Annotated in this window: 13 protein-coding genes; 7 read left to right on the forward strand and 6 right to left on the reverse strand. The window is 46.9% G+C overall.

All coding sequences use genetic code 11. From position 1 onward, the window contains the following. Positions 1 to 159: 159 nt before the first annotated feature. Positions 160 to 1,437, reverse strand: coding sequence for an adenosylhomocysteinase (gene ahcY / locus QUA54_RS23310; RefSeq protein WP_333416487.1), 1,278 nt, complete (start codon positions 1,435 to 1,437; stop codon positions 160 to 162). 273 nt (positions 1,438 to 1,710) lie between these two features. Between ahcY and QUA54_RS23315 the strand changes: the two genes are divergently transcribed. Next, complete coding sequence (locus QUA54_RS23315; RefSeq protein ID WP_333416488.1) at positions 1,711 to 2,058, forward strand: mechanosensitive ion channel domain-containing protein; 348 nt, start codon at positions 1,711 to 1,713, stop codon at positions 2,056 to 2,058. Positions 2,059 to 2,069: 11 nt separating this feature from the next. Next, a complete protein-coding gene (locus QUA54_RS23320; RefSeq protein ID WP_333416489.1) occupies positions 2,070 to 2,318 on the forward strand; it encodes a hypothetical protein in 249 nt (82 codons plus the stop codon). Between the two features lie 282 nt (positions 2,319 to 2,600). On the opposite strand, the gene QUA54_RS23325 is transcribed toward QUA54_RS23320, so the two are convergent. From QUA54_RS23325 to QUA54_RS23335, 3 genes are all read right to left on the reverse strand, one after another. Continuing rightward, positions 2,601 to 3,293, reverse strand: a complete 693-nt coding sequence (locus QUA54_RS23325) for a PEP-CTERM sorting domain-containing protein (RefSeq protein ID WP_333416490.1) — start codon at positions 3,291 to 3,293, stop codon at positions 2,601 to 2,603. 91 nt (positions 3,294 to 3,384) lie between these two features. Then, complete coding sequence (locus QUA54_RS23330) at positions 3,385 to 3,510, reverse strand: hypothetical protein (RefSeq protein WP_333416491.1); 126 nt, start codon at positions 3,508 to 3,510, stop codon at positions 3,385 to 3,387. 408 nt (positions 3,511 to 3,918) lie between these two features. Further along, complete coding sequence (locus QUA54_RS23335) at positions 3,919 to 4,518, reverse strand: sulfite oxidase-like oxidoreductase (RefSeq protein WP_333416492.1); 600 nt, start codon at positions 4,516 to 4,518, stop codon at positions 3,919 to 3,921. Between the two features lie 308 nt (positions 4,519 to 4,826). On the opposite strand from QUA54_RS23335, the gene QUA54_RS23340 reads away from it, so the two are divergent. Continuing rightward, positions 4,827 to 5,060, forward strand: coding sequence for a hypothetical protein (locus tag QUA54_RS23340; RefSeq protein ID WP_333416493.1), 234 nt, complete (start codon positions 4,827 to 4,829; stop codon positions 5,058 to 5,060). Positions 5,061 to 5,396: 336 nt separating this feature from the next. On the opposite strand, the gene QUA54_RS23345 is transcribed toward QUA54_RS23340, so the two are convergent. After that, on the reverse strand, positions 5,397 to 6,092 hold the full coding sequence (locus tag QUA54_RS23345) for a TrkA family potassium uptake protein (RefSeq protein ID WP_333196539.1): 696 nt from the start codon (positions 6,090 to 6,092) through the stop codon (positions 5,397 to 5,399). Positions 6,093 to 6,232: 140 nt separating this feature from the next. After that, positions 6,233 to 7,567: a TrkH family potassium uptake protein gene (locus QUA54_RS23350; RefSeq protein WP_333416494.1), complete on the reverse strand. Its 1,335-nt coding sequence runs from the start codon at positions 7,565 to 7,567 to the stop codon at positions 6,233 to 6,235. Positions 7,568 to 7,789: 222 nt separating this feature from the next. Between QUA54_RS23350 and QUA54_RS23355 the strand changes: the two genes are divergently transcribed. The 4 genes from QUA54_RS23355 (at position 7,790) to QUA54_RS23370 (ending at position 20,084) form a co-directional block, all read left to right on the forward strand. After that, on the forward strand, positions 7,790 to 8,743 hold the full coding sequence (locus tag QUA54_RS23355) for a methyltransferase domain-containing protein (RefSeq protein ID WP_333416495.1): 954 nt from the start codon (positions 7,790 to 7,792) through the stop codon (positions 8,741 to 8,743). Positions 8,744 to 9,077: 334 nt separating this feature from the next. Next, positions 9,078 to 10,073, forward strand: a complete 996-nt coding sequence (locus QUA54_RS23360; protein ID WP_445301578.1) for a homogentisate phytyltransferase — start codon at positions 9,078 to 9,080, stop codon at positions 10,071 to 10,073. Continuing rightward, positions 10,058 to 10,222 (forward strand): hypothetical protein, encoded by a 165-nt coding sequence (locus tag QUA54_RS23365; protein WP_333416497.1) that lies wholly within the window; start codon positions 10,058 to 10,060, stop codon positions 10,220 to 10,222. Before QUA54_RS23360 ends, QUA54_RS23365 begins: the two co-directional genes overlap by 16 nt. 58 nt (positions 10,223 to 10,280) lie before the next feature. Then, positions 10,281 to 20,084 carry a tetratricopeptide repeat protein gene (locus QUA54_RS23370; protein ID WP_333416498.1) on the forward strand — a complete coding sequence of 3,268 codons (9,804 nt, stop codon included), beginning with the start codon at positions 10,281 to 10,283 and terminating at the stop codon, positions 20,082 to 20,084. The last annotated feature ends 29 nt before the right edge of the window (positions 20,085 to 20,113 follow it).

Genomic DNA, 20,113 nt, shown 5'->3' on the forward strand with positions numbered 1-20,113 from the left:
TGATTTAATAATTGGTAATAGGTATAGCAGAAGGAAGTTCGGCAACGGATTATGTAACGGATGTCAGGAAGACCGAATGCCGAAGTTGGAAGAAGAAAGTTTATGAAGTAGGGAGACGGCATTGCCGTGTCCCTACGGTGGGGATCGATCGAGCGATGATTAAGTGCCCGAAGTCCAAGAGTTGGTGTACTCAATTTGATCGGCAGTCAAGGTATCAATGTGAATACCCATTGCTTCCAATTTGAGACGGGCAATTTCTTTGTCAACTTCCACGGGGATTGAGTGAATACCAGGCTCTAGTTTGCCTTTGTTCGTAACCAGATATTCGCAGGCTAAAGCTTGGTTAGCAAAGCTCATATCCATGACGGCGCTGGGGTGTCCTTCGGCTGCTGCCAAGTTGATCAAACGGCCTTCGCCCAACACAATAATCGACTTGCCATTATTGAGGTGATATTCTTGAGTGAAAGACCGGACTGTTTTCACGTCGGTGCTTTTTTCGCCGAGGGATTTGAGGTCAATTTCAATGTCGAAGTGACCGGAATTGCAAACAATTGCGCCGTCTTTCATTGTCTCGAAATGTTCGGCACGAATGACGTGTTTGTTGCCGGTAACGGTAATGAATATATCTCCGACTGTTGCTGCTTCGTCCATCGGCATGACGCGGAAACCGTCCATCACTGCTTCGATCGCCCGAATCGGATCGATTTCGGTGACAATTACGTTAGCGCCCATGCCGCGGGCGCGCAGTGCCGTGCCTTTGCCGCACCAACCGTAACCTGCAACCACAATATTTTTACCGGCTAACAAAATATTGGTAGCGCGGATAATGCCGTCTAGGGTAGATTGACCGGTGCCGTAGCGGTTGTCGAAAAAGTGCTTGGTGTCGGCGTCGTTGACGTTCATTGCGGGGAAAGTCAGCACACCGTCTTTCAACATTGCTCGCAGGCGCACGATGCCTGTGGTAGTTTCTTCGGTAGTTCCGATTAAGTCGGAAATTTGGTTCGGGCGGTGCTGGATCAGGGCAGCTACCACGTCGCTGCCGTCGTCGATGATAATATTGGGGCGGTGGTCTAGGGCTGTGTAGACGTGACGTTCGTAGGTAGCCGCGTCTTCTCCTTTGAGGGCGAAGACGGAAATGCCGTAGTCTTGAACTAAGCAAGCCGCTACGTCATCTTGAGTGCTCAAGGGGTTGCTGGCGATCAGTACGGCGTCGCCACCGCCGAGTTTGATGGCGATTGCCAAATGAGCGGTTTCTGTGGTTACGTGGCAGCAAGCAGCCAAGCGAATGCCAGCGAAAGGCTTTTCTTTAGCGAAGCGTTCTTGAATTTGCCGCAAAACGGGCATTTCCCGGCCGGCCCACTCGATGCGTTGCTTTCCCAAGGGGGCGAGGGACAAGTCTTTGACTTCGTGTTTAATCTTGACGGATGTAGCAACCATGTATGTTATTTCTGAGAAATCATCAAACTTTGTTAGTTTTAGCAGATTAAGCCATCGGCGGGCAAGTGCTGTGATTTTACTCGATCGGGGGCGGCGAGGCTAATCTTAAATTTTGATTGTGTTCGATCGATTAGCGAGCGAGTCTATGGAGTCACCCGCACAGCGAGAGTCAAACATTCCTGTCGGGCGAGCGATCTCAATCTTTTGTGTTAGCGTGGCGTTCTTGAATTATTTGACACTCTCACTGGGGGGGCTGAAAGTTCGATCGTCTGCGTGATTGCGTTCCCGGCTTTGCGTCCGGGAGATATTATCGGTTTGTTAGGACTGGGTTCAGTAGCTATTAGTTTCGCCTTCCAAGATATCTTCAAAAAATTTTTAGCGGGAATATTGCTGCTGTTGCACGAACCGTTTCAATTGGGAGATCAGATAATTTTAGAAGGCTTTGAAGGTACTGTTGAAAAGATTTCGATGCGTTTAACTCAAATTCTGAGCGCTCGGGGAGAGCGAGTTATCATGCCCAATGCGATCGTATTTACCAATTCTGTGGGGGTACTAACAGCCCTGCCACACAGGCGAACAGACCTGCCTTTAATTTTAGCCTGCGATACCGACCTTCTCTAGTAATTGAAACCTTGTTTAAAGCTATTTCCGAAGTCGAAGGCGTTTTGTCGCCACCAACTCCGGAAGTTGATAATTCAAGCATTAACGATGGTTCTTTGCATCTTATTGTCGGCTATTGGACGCTGCCGGAACAAGCACAGGTGGGACGGACAAAAACCAGGGCTGTGGTGATGATTAAAGTAGCGTGCGTCCGGGCCGACATTAAAATTCCTCAACCCGTACCAGTGACTTTGTACGATCGAACTTTTGACCGTGAGTGAGTTTTGAATTTTGAGTTGGGAGAGGGCGAGACTGGGAGAGTCGGAGAGTGGGAAAAATGCTCTTTCTCCCCTCGGACTTCTTCCCCCTTGACTTCTTCCCTCAACATCCATCCCTTAAATCCGTTAAATCCCGTACACTGGTTCGTTGCCGAACTTCCCTCTGACTTCTGGCATCTGACTTTTCAAATCAAGCAAAAGGCGAGCCGATGTTATATTAGCGCGCCTCCAAATTGTATTCTATTTTGCCAAACGAAATTGAGCAGATTGTTGCAGTTGAAAAAATCAGGAAGCCGTCTTGCTAGCGCGGCGGCGGCGGGCTGCAACCAAGCCACCCAAACCGAGAGCCAAACCAGTCATTGTCATTGGTTCGGGAACTGCTTCTGCGCTCACTGCGAAGTCTTGGAAGTCTGCGTCGTTGCTGTTACCGCGATCGTCGAAGGAGATTAGCGTGCCTCCATTAAACAGAGAACCTGTTCCGTTTGTGAATTGTCCGGCAGCTTGGAAGACGTTCGTTGTTTCTTTGCCGAGTGCGTTCCACAGTTCCGATTGCCCGCCAAACACGGCTAGCTGGGTGTTGGAGTTCAAGGCTGAGCTTGAGTAGACAGTGCCATCGTCGCCGCTGTCGAGTCCCAAAGTATAAATTTGATTTGCCAGGAATGTGAATACTGCCGAGCCAGAACCCGTGACTGTATTGCCCAGAGTTCCTTTCCATTCGTTTTCCCACTCGTTGTCTGAGGATTTAGTTTCCGAAAACAGGTTGGCCACTTTAGAGATCGCCGAGTCATTCACAGTGTAGATTCCCAAAGAGGATTGGTACATACCGTGAGATTCTTTGAACTTAAAGGTGACACTTGTATCTTGCTGGAATGAGATGCCGTTGGTACCAAAGGAGAATGCGTGAGCTGGAGCTGCGGCGCCCAACATAGCTGTGGCGGCTGCGGTAGCTGTTAGGGCGGATAATAGTTTGGTATTCATAATCTGTTCCTTTTTCGATAGGCTCTTAATAATTTCATTATGCGATACTTTTTTGTATTTTTGGCACTTTATGTAATTTTTGACATATTCTTTACCCAGCCTTTACACATCCTTCACAAATGCTGTCGATCGCATCGGCTTGCAGGGCGAGCGAACCCTCAAAATACACACAAATAATTATACAAATTGTGGCTTTAAACCTTGCAGTCGCCGGCATGGGAGCGTCCAGCAACTAAACTGATTTGGAGCGGGCTTACGCTAATTTTTTATTTTATTCTCAAGTCTAAATCCTCAATAACAAACACTTAAGTATATATACGGTGATATTTTTGCCCGCTGACAGGTAGAGAAGTTTTATATTAACCCGAAACTGGGAATATTTGTTTTTTGGGACTTGCGTATGAAAGTTAAAGTAGTTTATCTATCGGGTAAATTACGTACAAACTGCGATCTTTGGGTTTACGTCTTTAGGTTAAATTAAATAGATCCAGCGCCCCGATCCCTCCCAAAGATACGATCGACTATATGGGATGGGAGCAGATTGAAGCGGTACAAGAGCGGATTGCTCCTTAACAAATACCGTATATAGAAGCTCTGGGCAAGTCCTTGCTCCCGATCGACCGCATCAAAACAAACCGCTGTAGCGTTCCTCGGCCCAAGGTTCGCCCCGCTGGTGGTAGCCGTTGCGTTCCCAAAAACCGAGTTCTTCGGTTTCGGTAAACTCCAAGCCGTTAATCCATTTAGCGCTTTTCCAAGCGTACAAGTGCGGAACTACCAGCCGCATCGGGCCGCCGTGGTCTGGGGATAGAGGTTCGCCGAAGAGGGTGTGGGCGAAAAAGTTTTCTTCTCGGAGGAAGTCGGCGATCGCAATGTTAGTGGTGTAGCCGCCGTAGCAGTGTTCCAGGACGTGCAAAGCTTTCGGATCGACTTCTATGTAGTTCATAAAATCTGTGACTTTGACTCCCGTCCACTGCACGTCGAGTTTTGACCACCGGGTGACGCAGTGAAAATCCGCAGTAAAGTTACTTTGGGGCATGGCCTGGAAGTCCGACCAAGTGAAGGTTTTTGGTTTTGCCAATCCCCAGACTTTAAATTCCCAACTGTCGATGCTGACCGAGGGTGTATCGCCGTAGGTCAGCACGGGAAAGCCGTTGGCGAGGTGTTGACCCGGGGGGACGCGATCGCTGTTTTCTGATTCTGGCTTGCGAAAAAATTTGCCCAGCATTGATTCACGCTCTACAGTAACTGCCTGCAATCCTCACTATAACTTGCAGATATGGGCGCATCGCAATTAATCTCAAGGTAGAAAGCAAAAGCACTTCTGCCGAAATAAAAATTCCCAAATCCTGCCGGATGCCAACCTACTTCTGCCTTTAGAGAGATGCGAAGCTAAAAATTACAAAATATATCACCCCAGAGTATTAATTTGTTAATCTTAAATCATATCGCAATTAATGGTGCATTTCCGAATCTTTGATGTATTGTAAATTATGCTGAGATGCCATATGTAAAAAAATTGATGGGGTAAAAATCATGTTCACAACTTGCTTGATTCCGTTGGCGGTCTGCTTTATTGCTTGGTTGGTGGCTGTGGGGACTGACAACAGAACGCTAGACGGAATTCCGGCTCCCATAGCTGCAATTATTGGAGTGTGTTCGTTAATTTGGTTTGTGGCGGTGTGTCCTTGGCCTGTTGAACTCGCTCTAGTCTTGGCGGTGGTGGTTTTGGGCAAAGCTTACCTGCAAAAAATCTTGAACGTTGGCTGAATTTTCAGGGCTAGCGCTTAAGACAGTTGCGGGAGCGCGATCGGCTGCTGCTACCTTGTTGAGATTTTCGCAATTTGTCTGACTATGTTCTCAGATGGGGTCGCCAAAGCGGAAGCAACCCCAGCATTGGTGAAATTCAATTTAGATATTTCGGTTAAAAATTAGAACATAAAAATCGACAGAAAAACCCAGTTTATCTAAGATAAACCGGGTTTGTGGGAGGCTAAAATTTTCACAAATCCCGCAAGACTTGCTTAGGAATTAGGCACTCGGAACCGAAGAAACCGGGTTTCTGAGTCGAGGAGTGTGGCTGTATGTGCGTCAAATGGCGAGCTGTTAAATTGGCAAGCGATTGATATCTTTATTAGAACCAACTACTACCATCGCCTCGCCCTTTTTCAAGCGTTCGTTTGGCTGCGGATTGATCTCGAACTTGTCGGCGCGACCGACTGCTAGCAAGTTCAAACCGTACCTGCGCCGGAGATCCAATTCCGAGATGGTTTTACCGTCAAACTTTTCAGGAACGAGCAACTCAACGATGCTGTGATCTGGGTCGAGGTCAAAGCGTTCTAAAATGCTGGGTTGTGTAAGAATTCGGGCTAAAGAGCAGCCCATTTCTCGTTCGGGAAAAACTACATGATCTGCGCCGACTTTTTTCAACAGTTTTAAGTGAGTTTCCGAAGAAGCTTTGGCTATTACGTGAGTTACGCCGCCTTCCTTAAGATTTAGGGTGGTGGTAATGCTTTCTGCTAGGTAATTGCCGATCGCAACAATCACTGTTTCAAATTCAAATATACCCGCTTCCGCAAGAGCGCTAGGCTCTGTAGAATCTAACTGCACAACGTGAGCAGCAATACGATCGGTCAAAGCTTGAGTTACTTTTTTTTCATCGGTGTCAACTCCCAAGACTTCGTAACCCAAGCCGTGCAGAGTCGAACACACAGCTTTGCCGAAGCGTCCCAAACCAATAACTGCAAACTGCTTGTTTTCGGCGCGCAAAGTCCGAAAAAAATTTAAAGATGACAGGTTCACTGAATATCCAGCGCTGAGCGTCTTGCTGTTTAAATTTTAGCAGACACAGCGCCGCCTCCTTTTGATTTTTGGGTAAGTAGTAAAAGTTGATTTGGGTTGTCACCCATTGTTTAGATTATCAGCAACGAGGCAGGATTTTTTTATCCGACTAACAAACTTTCCTCAGCATACTTAAAAGACCTGGGTTTTGGGTCGCCGAAGGCAGCACTCATCAGCAGCAACACGCCAACCCGACCTACATACATTGTAGCAATCAAAACCAACTTACCGATCGCTGAAATCTTGGCTGTAATTCCTGTGGAAAGACCGACCGTGGCAAAGGCTGAAACTGCCTCAAGCAGCGCTGCGATAAATTCTACTTGGGGATTGGTCATCTCAATTAAAATTGCAGATGTGAACGCGACCAACAGGGAACCGAAGACTACGCTAATGGTTTTCAGAATCATTGCTGGCGGGATTTGGCGCTGATAGCACTCCACATCTTCCTGGCCTTCGAGAACTGCTGCGGTACAGCAAAATAATATCCGAAAAGTTGTGGTTTTGATGCCACCGCCGGTGCTGCCGGGACCTGCGCCGATAAACATCAGCGCAACGGTCAGAAATAACCCGGCTTCGCTCATTTTGCCAATGTCAATTGTATTGAATCCCGCCGTGCGGGGAGTAACAGATTGAAACCAAGCTGCCATCAATTTTTGAGGAAAATTGAGAGGACCGAAAGTTGCTGGGTTGTTGTATTCCAGCACCAAAAAAGCTAGGGTTCCTAAAATTAAAAGAACAGCAGTTGTACTGGTAACGACTTTGAAATTCAGGGAAAAAACTGTGCAAATAGGGCTTTTGTTGAAGCGATCGCGCAGCCACAGGTACATTTCCATAATTACTTGATAACCGATTCCCCCAAATATGATTAAACCGCTGACTGTGAAGTTAATCACAGGCGAATTGATGTACTGGATTAAATTATCTGAATACAGGCTGAAACCAGCATTGTTAAAGGCATTAACGCTGTGAAATATAGCAGACCACACACCGTCTTTAAATCCGTATTGGGGGACGAAAACCGTCATCAGCAAAAACACTCCTGTTAATTCAAACAAAAGCGTTGTTGCTAGAATTGACTGCACGAGTTGTACTACGCCGGCTAGCCCGGATTTGTCGAGAGATTGTTGCAGGGCAATTTTGTCTTTCAAGCAAAAGCGGCGACCCAATAACAGCAGCAAGAAAGTCGTGGCTGTCATGTAGCCCAAGCCTCCTATTTGCACCAGTAAAACGAGGCACAGTTGCCCCCAAAAAGAGTAATATTTTCCGACATCCACAACCGACAAGCCGGTGACGCAGACAGCGGAAGTAGAGGTAAACAGTGCTGTTATTGGATCGCTCCAAGTTCCATCAATTGTGGAAAAGGGCATCATCAGTAGTAGAGTACCTGCGAGGATGACGGCGAGAAAGCCCAAAGCAATGGTTCGCGAGACAGTCATTCGATTTTAGATTTTAGATTTTAGATTTTAGATTTTAGAGGGAACCCACAAATCGATTTGAGATTTGAGGTTTGAGAGGGAAGCCACAAATCGATCGTCGGGCTTGAAATCAAGACATCTCTGTCTGGCGAGTGCCTGCGGTCGATCGAACTCAATCGCCAAATTCTATGACAACATCGGGAAAATAACGGTAGAATTCCTTTAATAACTTGCAATCCGGCGATGACATCAACACTTTACCAGCAAATTCAGCAACTTTACGACGCTTCTAGCGGTTTGTGGGAGCAGGTGTGGGGCGAACATATGCACCACGGTTACTACGGCCCGGATGGCAATTTGAAAAAAGAGCGCCGACAGGCTCAGATAGATTTGATAGAAGAACTGCTGGGCTGGGCTGGAGTTCCCTCAGAGAAGGCACTCTGTGAACCTTACCGCATTCTCGATGTCGGTTGCGGGATCGGCGGCAGCACGCTGTATTTGACCGAAAAGTTTAGTTCGATCGCTCAAAATAATTTAAAGTTGGATGGCGGGAGCGATCGTAATTTTAGCAGATCGCCCGAACCAAATAAAACGGGCGCTAGCGTTACAGCGACCGGGATTACTCTGAGTCCGGTACAGGCCGACAGAGCGACCGAACGCGCTAAAATTGCCGAGGCTCAAAGCAATGTCAATTTTTTGGTAGCCGATGCTTTGAATATGCCTTTTTCTGACGAGTCATTCGACTTGGTTTGGTCGCTCGAAAGTGGCGAACATATGCCCGACAAAATTAAGTTTTTGCAGGAATGCTGCCGCGTGCTCAAGCCGGGAGGAACTTTGATTTTGGCAACTTGGTGTCACCGCCCGGTGGGAGAAACGGCGGGAGAATTAACTGATGAAGAGAGAAAGGAATTGGCAGAAATTTACCGGGTTTATGCTTTGCCTTATGTGATTTCTTTGCCGGAATACGAGGAAATTGTTCGCAGTTTGCCTTTGACAAGTATTCGCACCGCTGATTGGTCAAAAGCTGTTGCTCCTTTTTGGGATGTTGTGATCGATTCTGCTTTGACTCCGAGCGCGATTTGGGGTTTGCTAACGAGCGGTTGGACGACTTTTCAAGCTGCACTTGCTCTCGGATTGATGAGCCGTGGATATCAGAGCGGATTGATTCGTTTCGGGCTGATTTGTGCTGTAAAATAACAGGGATAGATCGGAGAAGTTTTGAGTTTTGGCTTAAGGGGTAAGGTGTTCTTCGGAGCATGGGTGTCAACTTAAGATTAAACCTAGTATCAGTCTACTGTTTGACTATTAATCCCTCGCTCGCCCCTTAACTTGCCTCCTACTCACTTCCTACTCCCCTTAAAAAGGGAGAAGAGCGCTCAAAGTGAGTCTTCTTAAGGGGGATGCGAGAGGGAGCGATACTAGGTTATAAACGAGAGATATAAAGGGTTTTAGGCGATTCTTGACATGAATGAGTAAGGTGCGCAATGCGCACCCTACAGAATGTTATTTTTTTTGTGCGGGTGTGAGTTTTATGAGCAACGATTCGATTGGCAAGTCTTGGATTGATAAAAATGGCTCGGCTCCGCAAAGCTGGGTGAGGGCGTTTTGGGAGTTTTCTCGACCGCACACAATTGTGGGCACTAGCTTGAGTGTATTGGCTTTGTACGCGATCGCCCAAAGCGCGCGGCTGTTTGTGAATCCTGTATTTTTGCCCCTAGCTTTTGCCTGGTTGGCTTGCATTTGCGGCAATATTTATATTGTGGGATTGAACCAGTTAGAAGATGTTGAGATTGATAAAATTAATAAGCCGTATTTGCCGATCGCCTCGGGAGTGTTTTCTCGGAAAACCGGAGAATTAATTGTAATTGCCACGGGAATTCTAGCAATTTTGACGGCTGTTTTACAAGGCCCGTTTTTGCTGGCTACTGTTGGCGTTAGTTTGGCGATCGGGACTGCTTATTCTCTGCCGCCAATTCGGCTGAAGCGTTTTCCTTTTTGGGCGGCACTGTGCATTTTTACAGTGCGGGGCGCGATCGTAAATTTAGGGTTATTTTTGCACTTTAATTGGGTGTTGGGTTTGGGAACGGCGAAAAGCGCTTTTTCTGGCTGGAGTTTGAAGAGTGTGTCTTTTGCGATTCCTGCGGAAGTTTGGGTGCTGACGGTTTTTGTCGTGGTGTTTACGTTTGCGATCGCCATTTTTAAAGATATCCCCGACATGGAAGGGGACAAGCAATATAATATTACTACGTTTACGATTGAGCTGGGCAAGCCGGCAGTGTTTAATTTATCTCGCTGGGTGTTGACGGTTTGTTATTTGGGCGCGACTTTGGCGGGAGCGATCGTATTGTCTAATGTTAATTTAGTGTTTCTGGCAGTTTCTCATTTGGCGGCTTTGGGTTTGATGTGGTTTTGGAGCGCGAAAGTTGATTTGGACGATAAAATAGAAATTGCTGCATTTTATCAGTTTATCTGGAAGTTGTTTTTCTTAGAATATCTGATTTTTCCCGCAGCTTGTTTGTTGGGGTAGAAGGGGAAGAAGGAAGAAGGAAGAAGGAAGAAGGAAGAAGGAAGAAGGAAGAAGTAAGAAGTAAGAAGGAAGAAGGAAGAAGGAAGAAGGAAGAAGGAAGAAGGAAGAAGGAATGGGGAAGAAGGAAGGAAGAAGGAAGGAAGAGTTAACAAATTAGAACAATTTGACAATCACCAGTTAGCTAACTCCCAAACAACAAAGACTACTATGGCTTCTCAAAAAAAAATTCGGAAATCTGCTTGCAAACTGGGTGCCGAAGACTCTTTGAAATTAGCTTGGGAACATCACCAAGCGGGCCGTTTGTTAGAAGCTGAGAATTTGTACCTGCAAATAATACAAGTGCAGCCGGAATCAGCAAACGTGCTGTGCTTGTTGGGAATAGCGGCGAGACAGCAGGGAAAAATTGCCGAAGCGATCGACTTTTACGAACAGGCGATCGCCCAAAACCCCGATTTTGTAGAAGCACATTTAAATAAGGCTAATGTTTTGCTGGATGTAGGCGAGTATAAAAGGGCGATCGCCAGTTACGAACAAGTCATCAAAATCGAGCCAAATTCCGCACTCGCCTACAATAATTTGGGCTGGATTAAACAGCAATTATGCGAAATAGACGCAGCTATTTTATATTACCAAACAGCGCTGCGACTCGACCCCAACCTGCACGAAACAGCGCACAACTTAGGACATTTATTTAAACAAAAAAATTACTTAAACGAGGCGATAGCTTATTACCTCCACGCTTTAAAATTAAATCCAAATTTGACATATTCTCTGATGGGGTTGGGAACAGTTCTGCAACAGCAGGGGAAATTAGCCGAAGCTTTCAACTGCTACCAGCAAGCTGTAATACTAGAGCCAAACAATCCCGAAGCTCACAACAATGTAGGAGCATTTTTCCACGAACAAGGCAATGTAAAAGCAGCAATATCCCACTACCGACAAGCATTAAACTTAAAGCCAGACTTCGTGGAGGCTATTAATAATCTAGGACACGCTTTGGTCGATTTAGGAGAATTTCAAGAGGCTTTTTCTTGTCACAGTCGAGCCTTGCAATTGCAGCCAGACAACGCCACCGCCCACCTGGAATTAGGTTTGACTTTGCTATTGTTCGGAGATTTTCAGCGGGGTTTTGCTGAATACGAGTGGCGGTGGCGCACTCCGCAACTATCGCCCAGGCAATTTAAACAGCCTGTTTGGGATGGTTCGGATTTGCAGGGGAAAACTATTTTACTCCACGTCGAGCAAGGCTTCGGCGATTCTATTCAGTTTATTCGCTACGCGCCAATTATTCGCAGCCAAGGCGCTAAAGTTATGGTGGCTTGCTATCCAGAACTGATGCGGTTGTTTGCGACAGTTGCCGGCATTGAATATTTATCAGTTAGTCTTGAAGGTTTGCCAGAATTTGACGTTCACGCACCCCTGATGAGTTTGCCGCGAATTGTGGGGACTACTCTGGAAACAGTACCGGCAAATGTTCCTTATTTAGCTCCGCCTGATGAGTGCAAGTTTGCGCTTTCTTCTGATGCAAAATTGAAGGTAGGGATTGTTTGGGGAGGGAACCCGCAGCGCCGGAAAAACAATCAGCGTTCTTGCAGTATGAGCGATTTTATTCAATTTTTGGATATTCCGGGAATCGCTTTTTATAGTTTACAAAAAAACTTGTCCCAGAGCGATCGCACTTTGTTGAACCAACACTTAGTGCCGGATTTGAGTCCGCATTTGAGCGACTTTGCTGATACCGCTTCGGCGATATCTCAACTGGATTTAGTGATTAGTGTGGATACGGCTGTGGCGCACTTAGCCGGTGCTTTGGGAAAACCGGTTTGGGTGCTGCTTTCTTTTGCTCCTGACTGGCGTTGGCTGCTGGAGCGTGAAGACAATCCTTGGTATCCAACTGCGAGGCTTTTCCGCCAAAGTCAGCCGGAAAGTTGGCAAGAATTGTTTGAAGAAGTAAAGGCGGCTTTGAGTTTATTCGCGATCGCCAATACTGCTAGTTATTCCGAGGATTCTGCCCAAGCTCAGCTTGACTTCGTTTCGTTCGCAATGACTGCTAATAATACGCCTGACCTCGATTCTGTGGCTCTCAAAATGACAGGTGCAAGCGTGGTTCAAGAGAGTAAACAAATATTTTTGATGGCGAGCGAAGTGTTAGCAGAAGGCTCCGCAGCTAAGCAATCGCAGGGGATTGAGACATCGGTTGCGATCGGCACGGCTGGCGATAATTTGGTTGTTTTAGACGATTTATTGCGGCAAGCAGAGCATTTAATGGAAACAGGCGATAAAGAAGAGGCGATCGCTCTTTACGAACAGATAATATCTCTTGATCCAAATTGCGTCCAAGCGCGGATTAATTTTGGTTTTCTCAAGCAAGAAAAGGGCGAATTAGATGCAGCTATCCCGCATTACCAAGAAGCTTTAGCGATCGATCCAAATATTCCTCAAACAGCTTACAACTTGGCAAAAATTTTTGAGGAACAAGGTCAAGTGGAAGAGGCGATCGCGCATTACGAGCAAGCTCTTGTCGCTCAACCGGATTTCGTTCCCGCCCTGATTAATTTAGCGGTGGCGCTGCAAGAAAAAGGCGAACTTGTAAGGGCGATCGAGCTGTACCGGCGAGCGCTGGAAATTCATCCGCATAGTTGGGAAGCTTACAACAATCTCGCAACAGTGTTGCAAGAACAGGGCAATTTAGAAGATGCGCTGGAGTATTATCACAAAGCTCTAGAATTGCTGCCGAATTTTGTGGAAGCTATCAACAATTTAGGCAGGACGTTTCTGGAAAAAGGCGCGGTAGAAAATGCGATCGCCTGTTACAGACGGGCGATTCATTTAAGCCCCAACCACGCTAGCGCTCACCTGAATTTGTCCTTGGCTTTGCTGTTGGTGGGAGATTTGGAAAATGGTCTGGCAGAATACGAGTGGCGCTGGGAAATTAAAGAATTTCACACTGGTCACTCGTGTTTTTTGACGGGGCCGGAAAATACAGTTTCGGCGAGAGAATACCGGCCCCTGTGGGACGGTTCTGATTTGGTGGGAAAGACTATTTTGCTGCACGCCGAACAAGGTTTAGGCGATTCGCTTCAGTTTATCCGCTACGCTGCGAGTGTCAAAAATAAAGGCGGTAGGGTAATTGTTGGTTGTTACCCGCAATTGCACCGTTTGTTTGCAACGGTTGACGGCATTGATTTGCTAATAGTTAAAGGCGAGCCGCTGCCGGAATTTGACGTGCAAGTGCCGATGTTGAGTTTGCCGTATATTCTCGGTACAAAGCTGGAAACAATACCGGCAAATACTGCTTATTTATCACCGCCTGCAGGTGCTGAATTTACGCTTCTGCCCGATCGCAATTTGAAAGTTGGGATTGTCTGGGCGGGGAATCCAAAACACCGCAAAAACAAGCAGCGTTCTTGCAGTTTAAGCCAGTTTCTGCCGCTTTTGGACGTTTCGGGGGTAAGTTTTTACAGCTTGCAGAAAGAGGTTTCCGAGGCCGATCGCGCGCTGTTAAATCAAACGCCGATCGTAGATTTGAGCCCGCATTTTGGGGATTTGGCCGATACTGCTGCTGCGATCGCCAAACTGGATTTAGTCATTAGTGTCGATACCGCTGTCGCCCATCTGGCGGGCGCTTTGGGCAAACCAGTGTGGATTTTGCTGGCGTTTTCGCCGGATTGGCGGTGGCTGCTGCAGCGTGAAGATAGTCCTTGGTATCCGACGGCGCGGCTGTTTCGCCAGCATCAGCGGGGCGACTGGGAGGGTGTTTTCGCTCGGGTTGGGGAAGCTTTAGGCGCGGTTACTGCGGCATTTGTGCCGGCGGATTCGGCGGATGCAGAGTTTCGGTTGGGCGTGGATTTGCAGCAGCAAGCCGATTTTGGCGGTGCGATCGAATGTTATGAGCGGGCGATCGCGATCGATCCTAATTACGCAGCCGCCTACAGCAATTTAGGCGTTGTCAAACAGCAAACGGGCAGGCTAACAGAGGCGATCGCGCACTACCGACAAGCCCTAGCAATCGACCGGAATTTGGCGGAAACTGCAAGCAATTTGGGCAGCGCGCTCGCGGAAGCAGGGGAGACTGAAGAGGCGATCGCAGAATACGAGCGGGCGCTTTCTTTGAACCCGAATTGCGCGGAAGCGCTGATTAATTTGGGCCTGTTGCGGGAAGAGCAAGGAGATGTTGCGGAAGCTGTAAGGTGCTACGAGCAAGCGATTCAAGTCAATGCTAATTGCGCGGTGGCTTATTTGAATTTGGGAATTGCTTTGGAGGGACAAGGGGAGGAAGGGAAAGCGATCGCGAATTATGAACGGGCGATCGCGATCGAGCCAAATTATGTGGATGCCCTGCATCATTTAGCATACGCCTCGATCCGACAGGGCAAAATTCCAGATGCGATCGCATACCACGATCGAGCTCTGGCGCTGCAACCGGATTTGGCAGAAACCGATCTCGCTTTCGGGAGTTCGCTGTCAAGCCCAGATAAGTTGGATGAGGATATAGCTGTTTGCCAGCAAGCGATTCAGGCATTGCCAGCCAGTGCGCAGGCTCACTGCAATCTGGGAATTGTCCTGCAGAAACAGGGCAAAATTGAAGATGCGATCGCCTGCTATCAGCAAGCTTTGAGCCTGAAACCCGCCTTTCCAGAAGCTTTGAACAATCTCGGCAAAGCTTTTGAGGAAGCGGGAAAAATGGCAGAGGCGATCGATTGTTACCGTCGTGCGATCGAACTCAAACCCGGTTATATCAATCCCCTCTACAGTTTGGCAAGTGCTTTGCACAATCGCGGACAATTTGCGGATGCTGTCACCTACTACAGCCAAGCAGTTAAATTCAATGTCGCTAGCCCCGAATGTCACCTAAATTTAGGTTTAGCTTTGCTGCTGGCGGGAGATTTTCAGCGCGGTTTTTCCGAGTACGAATGGCGACTGCTGGTTCAACAAAAAGAGTACCCGGACTACAGTTTTCAACAGCCGGTTTGGGACGGCAAATATTTGCAAGGAAAAACTATTTTGCTTTGCCCGGAACAGGGTTTAGGCGATGCAATTCAGTTTATCCGCTACGCAGATTTAGTCAAGCAGAAAGGCGGTAGGGTAATTGTTTGGTGTTTGCCGCACTTGCAGCGCTTGTTTGCACAAGTTGCGGGAATCGATGGATTAATAGTTAATCCAGAGGATGCGCCGGATTTTCACGTTCGCGCGCAGCTAATGAGTTTGCCGCACCTTTTGGGAACAACATTAGAAAGTATACCGGCGAATGTTCCTTATTTAGCTTCGCCGCCCGGTTTGGAATGTACTATTCGCCAAACTGCTAATTTGAAAATAGGGATTGTGTGGTCTGGAAATTCTCAACATTCCCAAAATAAAGTGCGATCGTTACCCCTAAATTTGTTGTCCAAACTGTTAGATATTCCGGGAGCAGAATTTTACAGCTTGCAAAAGGAAATGACAGCAGACGATAGCGCTTTGTTAGAGCAAATGCCCGTAACAGATTTAAGCTCTAATTTGCAAGACATGGCCTATACTGCGGCTGTAATATCGGCTCTGGATTTAGTAATTTCTGTAGATACTGCTGTGGCGCACTTGGCTGGTGCTTTGGGCAAACCAGTGTGGATTTTGCTGTGTTTTGTGCCGGATTGGCGGTGGATGTTGCAACGCGAAGATAGTCCTTGGTATCCGACGGCGCGGCTGTTTCGCCAGTCTACAGCGGGGGATTGGAAAGGAGTTTTAGAACAAGCTAGTTTGGCGCTCAGAGAAAAAATTGTCCAGCATCAAGAAGCTCTACCGTCAAGAGAAACTCAAACCAATATTGAATTATATCAAAAACAGTTCAATCAGGGAAATTTTCTCAAGTCGCAAGGTAGATTTGCCGAGGCGATCGCTTATTTTAAAAATGCTTTAGTTTTGCAGCCGAATTCGATAGAAGCCGCCACTAATTTGGCAGTGACGCTGCACCAAACAGGCGATTTAGCCGAAGCTGCCACCTATTATCAGCGCGCGATCGAAACCGACCCTAACTGCGCTCAAGCGCAGAATAACTTGGGTATTTTGCTGCAAGATCGAGGCAATATAGCCGATGCTGTATCTTGCTTTCAAAAGGCGATTGCCCTGAATCCGATTTACGTCAAAGCTCTCAACAATCTCGGCGCGACACTCCAGAAGCAGGGCGAGTTACCGAGTGCGATCGCCTGTTTTCATCAAGCACTTTCTGTCAATTCCAATTACGTGCCAGTCCTGGTAAATTTGGGTGTGGCGCTGCAAGCAAAATGTCAGTTAGCCGAAGCAGAACGCCTTTACGAGCGTGCAATTGAAGCAGAACCGAACAATCCTAAAGGACACTATCACCTGGGAACTTTATGCTTGGGTGCGGGCAAAATAGAACAGGCAATTTATAGCTTGGAACAAGCAATATCATTAGATCCAAGTTATGTAGAAGCATTTACTAATTTAGGCAGTGCTGTTGAACAATTAGGAGACGCTAATCGGGCTATTGCCTGTTATAAAAAAGCTCTCGAAATAGATGCCAACTGTATTAAGGCTCACTTCAATTTAAGCTTAGTATTGCTGTTGACTGGGGACTTACCGCGCGGTTTAGCAGAATACGAGTGGCGCTGGCAAACAGAACAGGCGAAAAAATTGCCACGGTTGAATTTTGACCAACCAGTTTGGGAGGGTTCAGCTTTGAACGGGCAAACTATATTGCTCCGATCCGAACAAGGTTTGGGCGATGCGATTCAATTTGTGCGATACGCGGCAATTGTGCAGCAAAAAGGCGGCAAAGTAATCATTTCTTGCTATCAAGAACTGAAGCGTTTGTTTAAGCATATTCCTGGGATTGAACAAGTGGTGGTTCGGATGGATGAATTGCCGGATTTCCAAGTGCAAGCACCGCTGATGAGTCTGCCGCATATTCTGGGAACAAATTTAGAAAATATACCGGCAAATGTTCCTTATTTAGCTGCGCCGCCGAATTGGCAATTTTCCCTAAATTCCGATCGCAATTTCAAAGTAGGGATTGTGTGGGCGGGAAGTTCGGAACATTTAAAGGATTTTCAGCGATCGAGCGACTTAAGCTATTTTATGCAATTGTTAGATATTGCCGGTGTCAGTTTTTACAGTCTTCAGAAAGAAATATCGCCGGGCGATCGTACTTTGTTAACTCAAATTCCCGTTATAGATTTGAGCGACAATTTGAACGATTTTGCCGATACTGCGGCGGTGATATCGCAACTAGATTTAGTAATTTCCGTGGATACCGCTGTCGCGCACTTAGCCGGTGCTTTGGGTAAACCCGTATGGATTTTGCTTTGTTTTATGCCGGATTGGCGGTGGATGTTGGAACGCGAAGACAGCCCTTGGTATCCGACGGCGCGGCTGTTTCGGCAGCAAACACCGGGGGATTGGATGGGAGTTTGCGATCGGGTAAAAACAGCCTTAAAACACCTAATCTCTACTCGTTCCCAGGAAGATCCCGGTAACGCAGATCCCGAGACTTTGCCTCGATTTTCCTTATCGCCCGCACAGGTAAAATTTTACCTAGCAAATGCCTTACGAAAACAAGGGAAAAAAGCAGACGCAGCCGCTCGCTACGAACAAGTAATTGCCGCCTCACCCCGCCACGCAGAAGCCCACAGTTATTTAGGTTATCTCAAACAGGAAAACGGGCAAATAGCCGAGGCTATTGCTCATTACCAAAAATCGCTAAAAATTAATTCCAACCAGGCTGAAACTAACTTATACTTGGGTTCCGCCCTCGAAGATCAGGGACAAGTCGCAGAGGCGATCGACTTATACAATAAAGCAATTCAACTATGTCCAAACTCGCCAAATTGGCGCTTGAGACTAGCCTTAGCTTTGCTTTTAACTGGAAATTATGAGCGCGGTTTTACGGAGTACGAATCGCGCTGGCAAACTCAAGAATTGGAGCAGCGCTATTTTGAGCAACCACTTTGGGACGGCTCTGATTTGCAGGGAAAAACAATTTTATTGCACCCAGAACAAGGTTTTGGCGATACGATACAGTTTATCCGCTACGCACCTTTAGTCAAGGAAAAAGGTGGCAAAGTTGTTGTGGCTTGTCATGTCTTGCTGAAGCGTCTATTTGAAGGAATTGCAGGAGTCGATCGAGTAGTAGTGCGGCCGAGCGATATGGTGGATTTTCAAGTGCAAGCCCCGCTGCTAAGTTTGCCGCGAATTCTGGGAACGACTTTGGACAATCTACCGGCGAATATTCCTTATTTAGCCCCGCCACAGGATTTTAAATTTTCCCTAGAGCCGAACAATCAACTAAAAGTAGGTATTGTGTGGGCGGGCGGCCCGCTGCACCGCAACAATCATCAGCGATCGTGTAAATTGAGCGATTTTGTGAAATTTTTAGATGTTCCGGGAGCGAGTTTTTACAGCCTTCAGAAAGATCTGTCAGCAGGCGATATCACTTTATTAAATCAACAGCAAATTGAAGATTTGAGCGAACATTGCGTCGATTTTGCCGACACCGCAGCAATTATTTCCCAACTGGATGTAGTAATTTGTGTTGACACTGCTGTGGCTCATTTAGCGGGTGCTTTAGGCAAACCAGTCTGGGTTTTGCTGTCTTTTGTTCCCGATTGGCGGTGGATGCTGGAACGCGAAGATAGCCCTTGGTATCCCACTGTGCGTCTGTTTCGCCAGCAAAAAGCGGGTGACTGGGATGGAGTTTGCGATCGTATAAAAGCAGCCTTGCTAGAGAGGGCGGGCACGGAGGCACCGCCCTTACAATCTACTCGTTATCAGGCTGAGCCTGGCAACGCAGATTCTGATGATCAGTCTCAAATCCAACGCCCAGAAACTCCCCCACAAATTACCGGAATCGGCATTAGTTGGCCAGTCAGCATCACCAGCGGCTGGGGAATTTACGGCATGAATTTAACACTGCAACTGCTGCGAAATTCCGCCTGGGAAGTTGCACTTTTAGTACCGCCATCTATCACCTCAGAATCTATCAATCCGCTGCATAAATCCCTGTTATTACCGGTAGTAGAAAAGCAGAAATATTTTCAGGAATTAGTAACCGCAAATTCAGACAAACAGATTACTTGCAACTTTCCCGTACTTTACGCTTTGGGGAATAATTTAGCATCCTCTGGAGTTGAGAATCAAATTACCAGCGCTTCTCAAATAGGAGTCATATTTTTTGAAGACACGCGAATCACAGCAGAAGCACTAGAAAAAGCCAAAAAATATAGCGCAATTGTCGCCGGTTCTAACTGGAATGCGGATGTTTTGAAAAGCTGTGGCTTGACTAATGTGGCGATGGTAAATCAAGGAATTGACCCCGCAATTTTTCATCCTGCACCCAAATCTAATCTATTTGGCGATCGCTTCGTCATTTTCTCTGGCGGCAAACTGGAATATCGCAAAGGTCAAGATATTGTAATTGCCGCTTTCAAACGATTTCGCGCCAAACATCCAGAGGCTTTGCTATTAACAACATGGCACAATTTTTGGCCTCAGTATATGTTAGGAATCGAACAAACCGGAAACGTTGCCGGACTTCCCAATATCAACCGCGACGGAAGTTTAGGAATTTCCCAATGGTTAGCGGCTAACGGTTTGCCGACTGACTCTTTTATCGACATCGGCTTAATTCCCAATCACCTCGCCGGACAAATTTTGCGAGAAGCCGACTGCGCTGTTTTCACCAACCGCTGCGAAGGCGGAACTAATTTAGTCGCGATGGAAAGTATGGCCTGCGGAATTCCGACTATTTTATCAGCAAATACTGGTCATTTAGACTTGATTTACCATAACATTTGCTATCCTTTATCGAGTCAGGGACGAGTTAAACCGACTGCTCATTTTTCCGGTGTAGAAGGTTGGGGAGAGTCTGAGGTTGCAGAAGTTGTTGAGGCTTTGGAGCAAATTTATACTAATCGCGAAGAATCAAAAAGTCGCGGTTTAGCTGCGGCTAATTTTATGCTCAATTGGACTTGGGAAAAACAGGTTAAGCGTTTTCTTGATGTTATATCAAATTCGCTTTAACAATTATTTTTTCCGGCTAATAAAATTCG

It is taken from the genome of Microcoleus sp. MOSTC5 (genome assembly GCF_036701825.1).
Lineage (GTDB): Bacteria > Cyanobacteriota > Cyanobacteriia > Cyanobacteriales > Microcoleaceae > Microcoleus > Microcoleus asticus.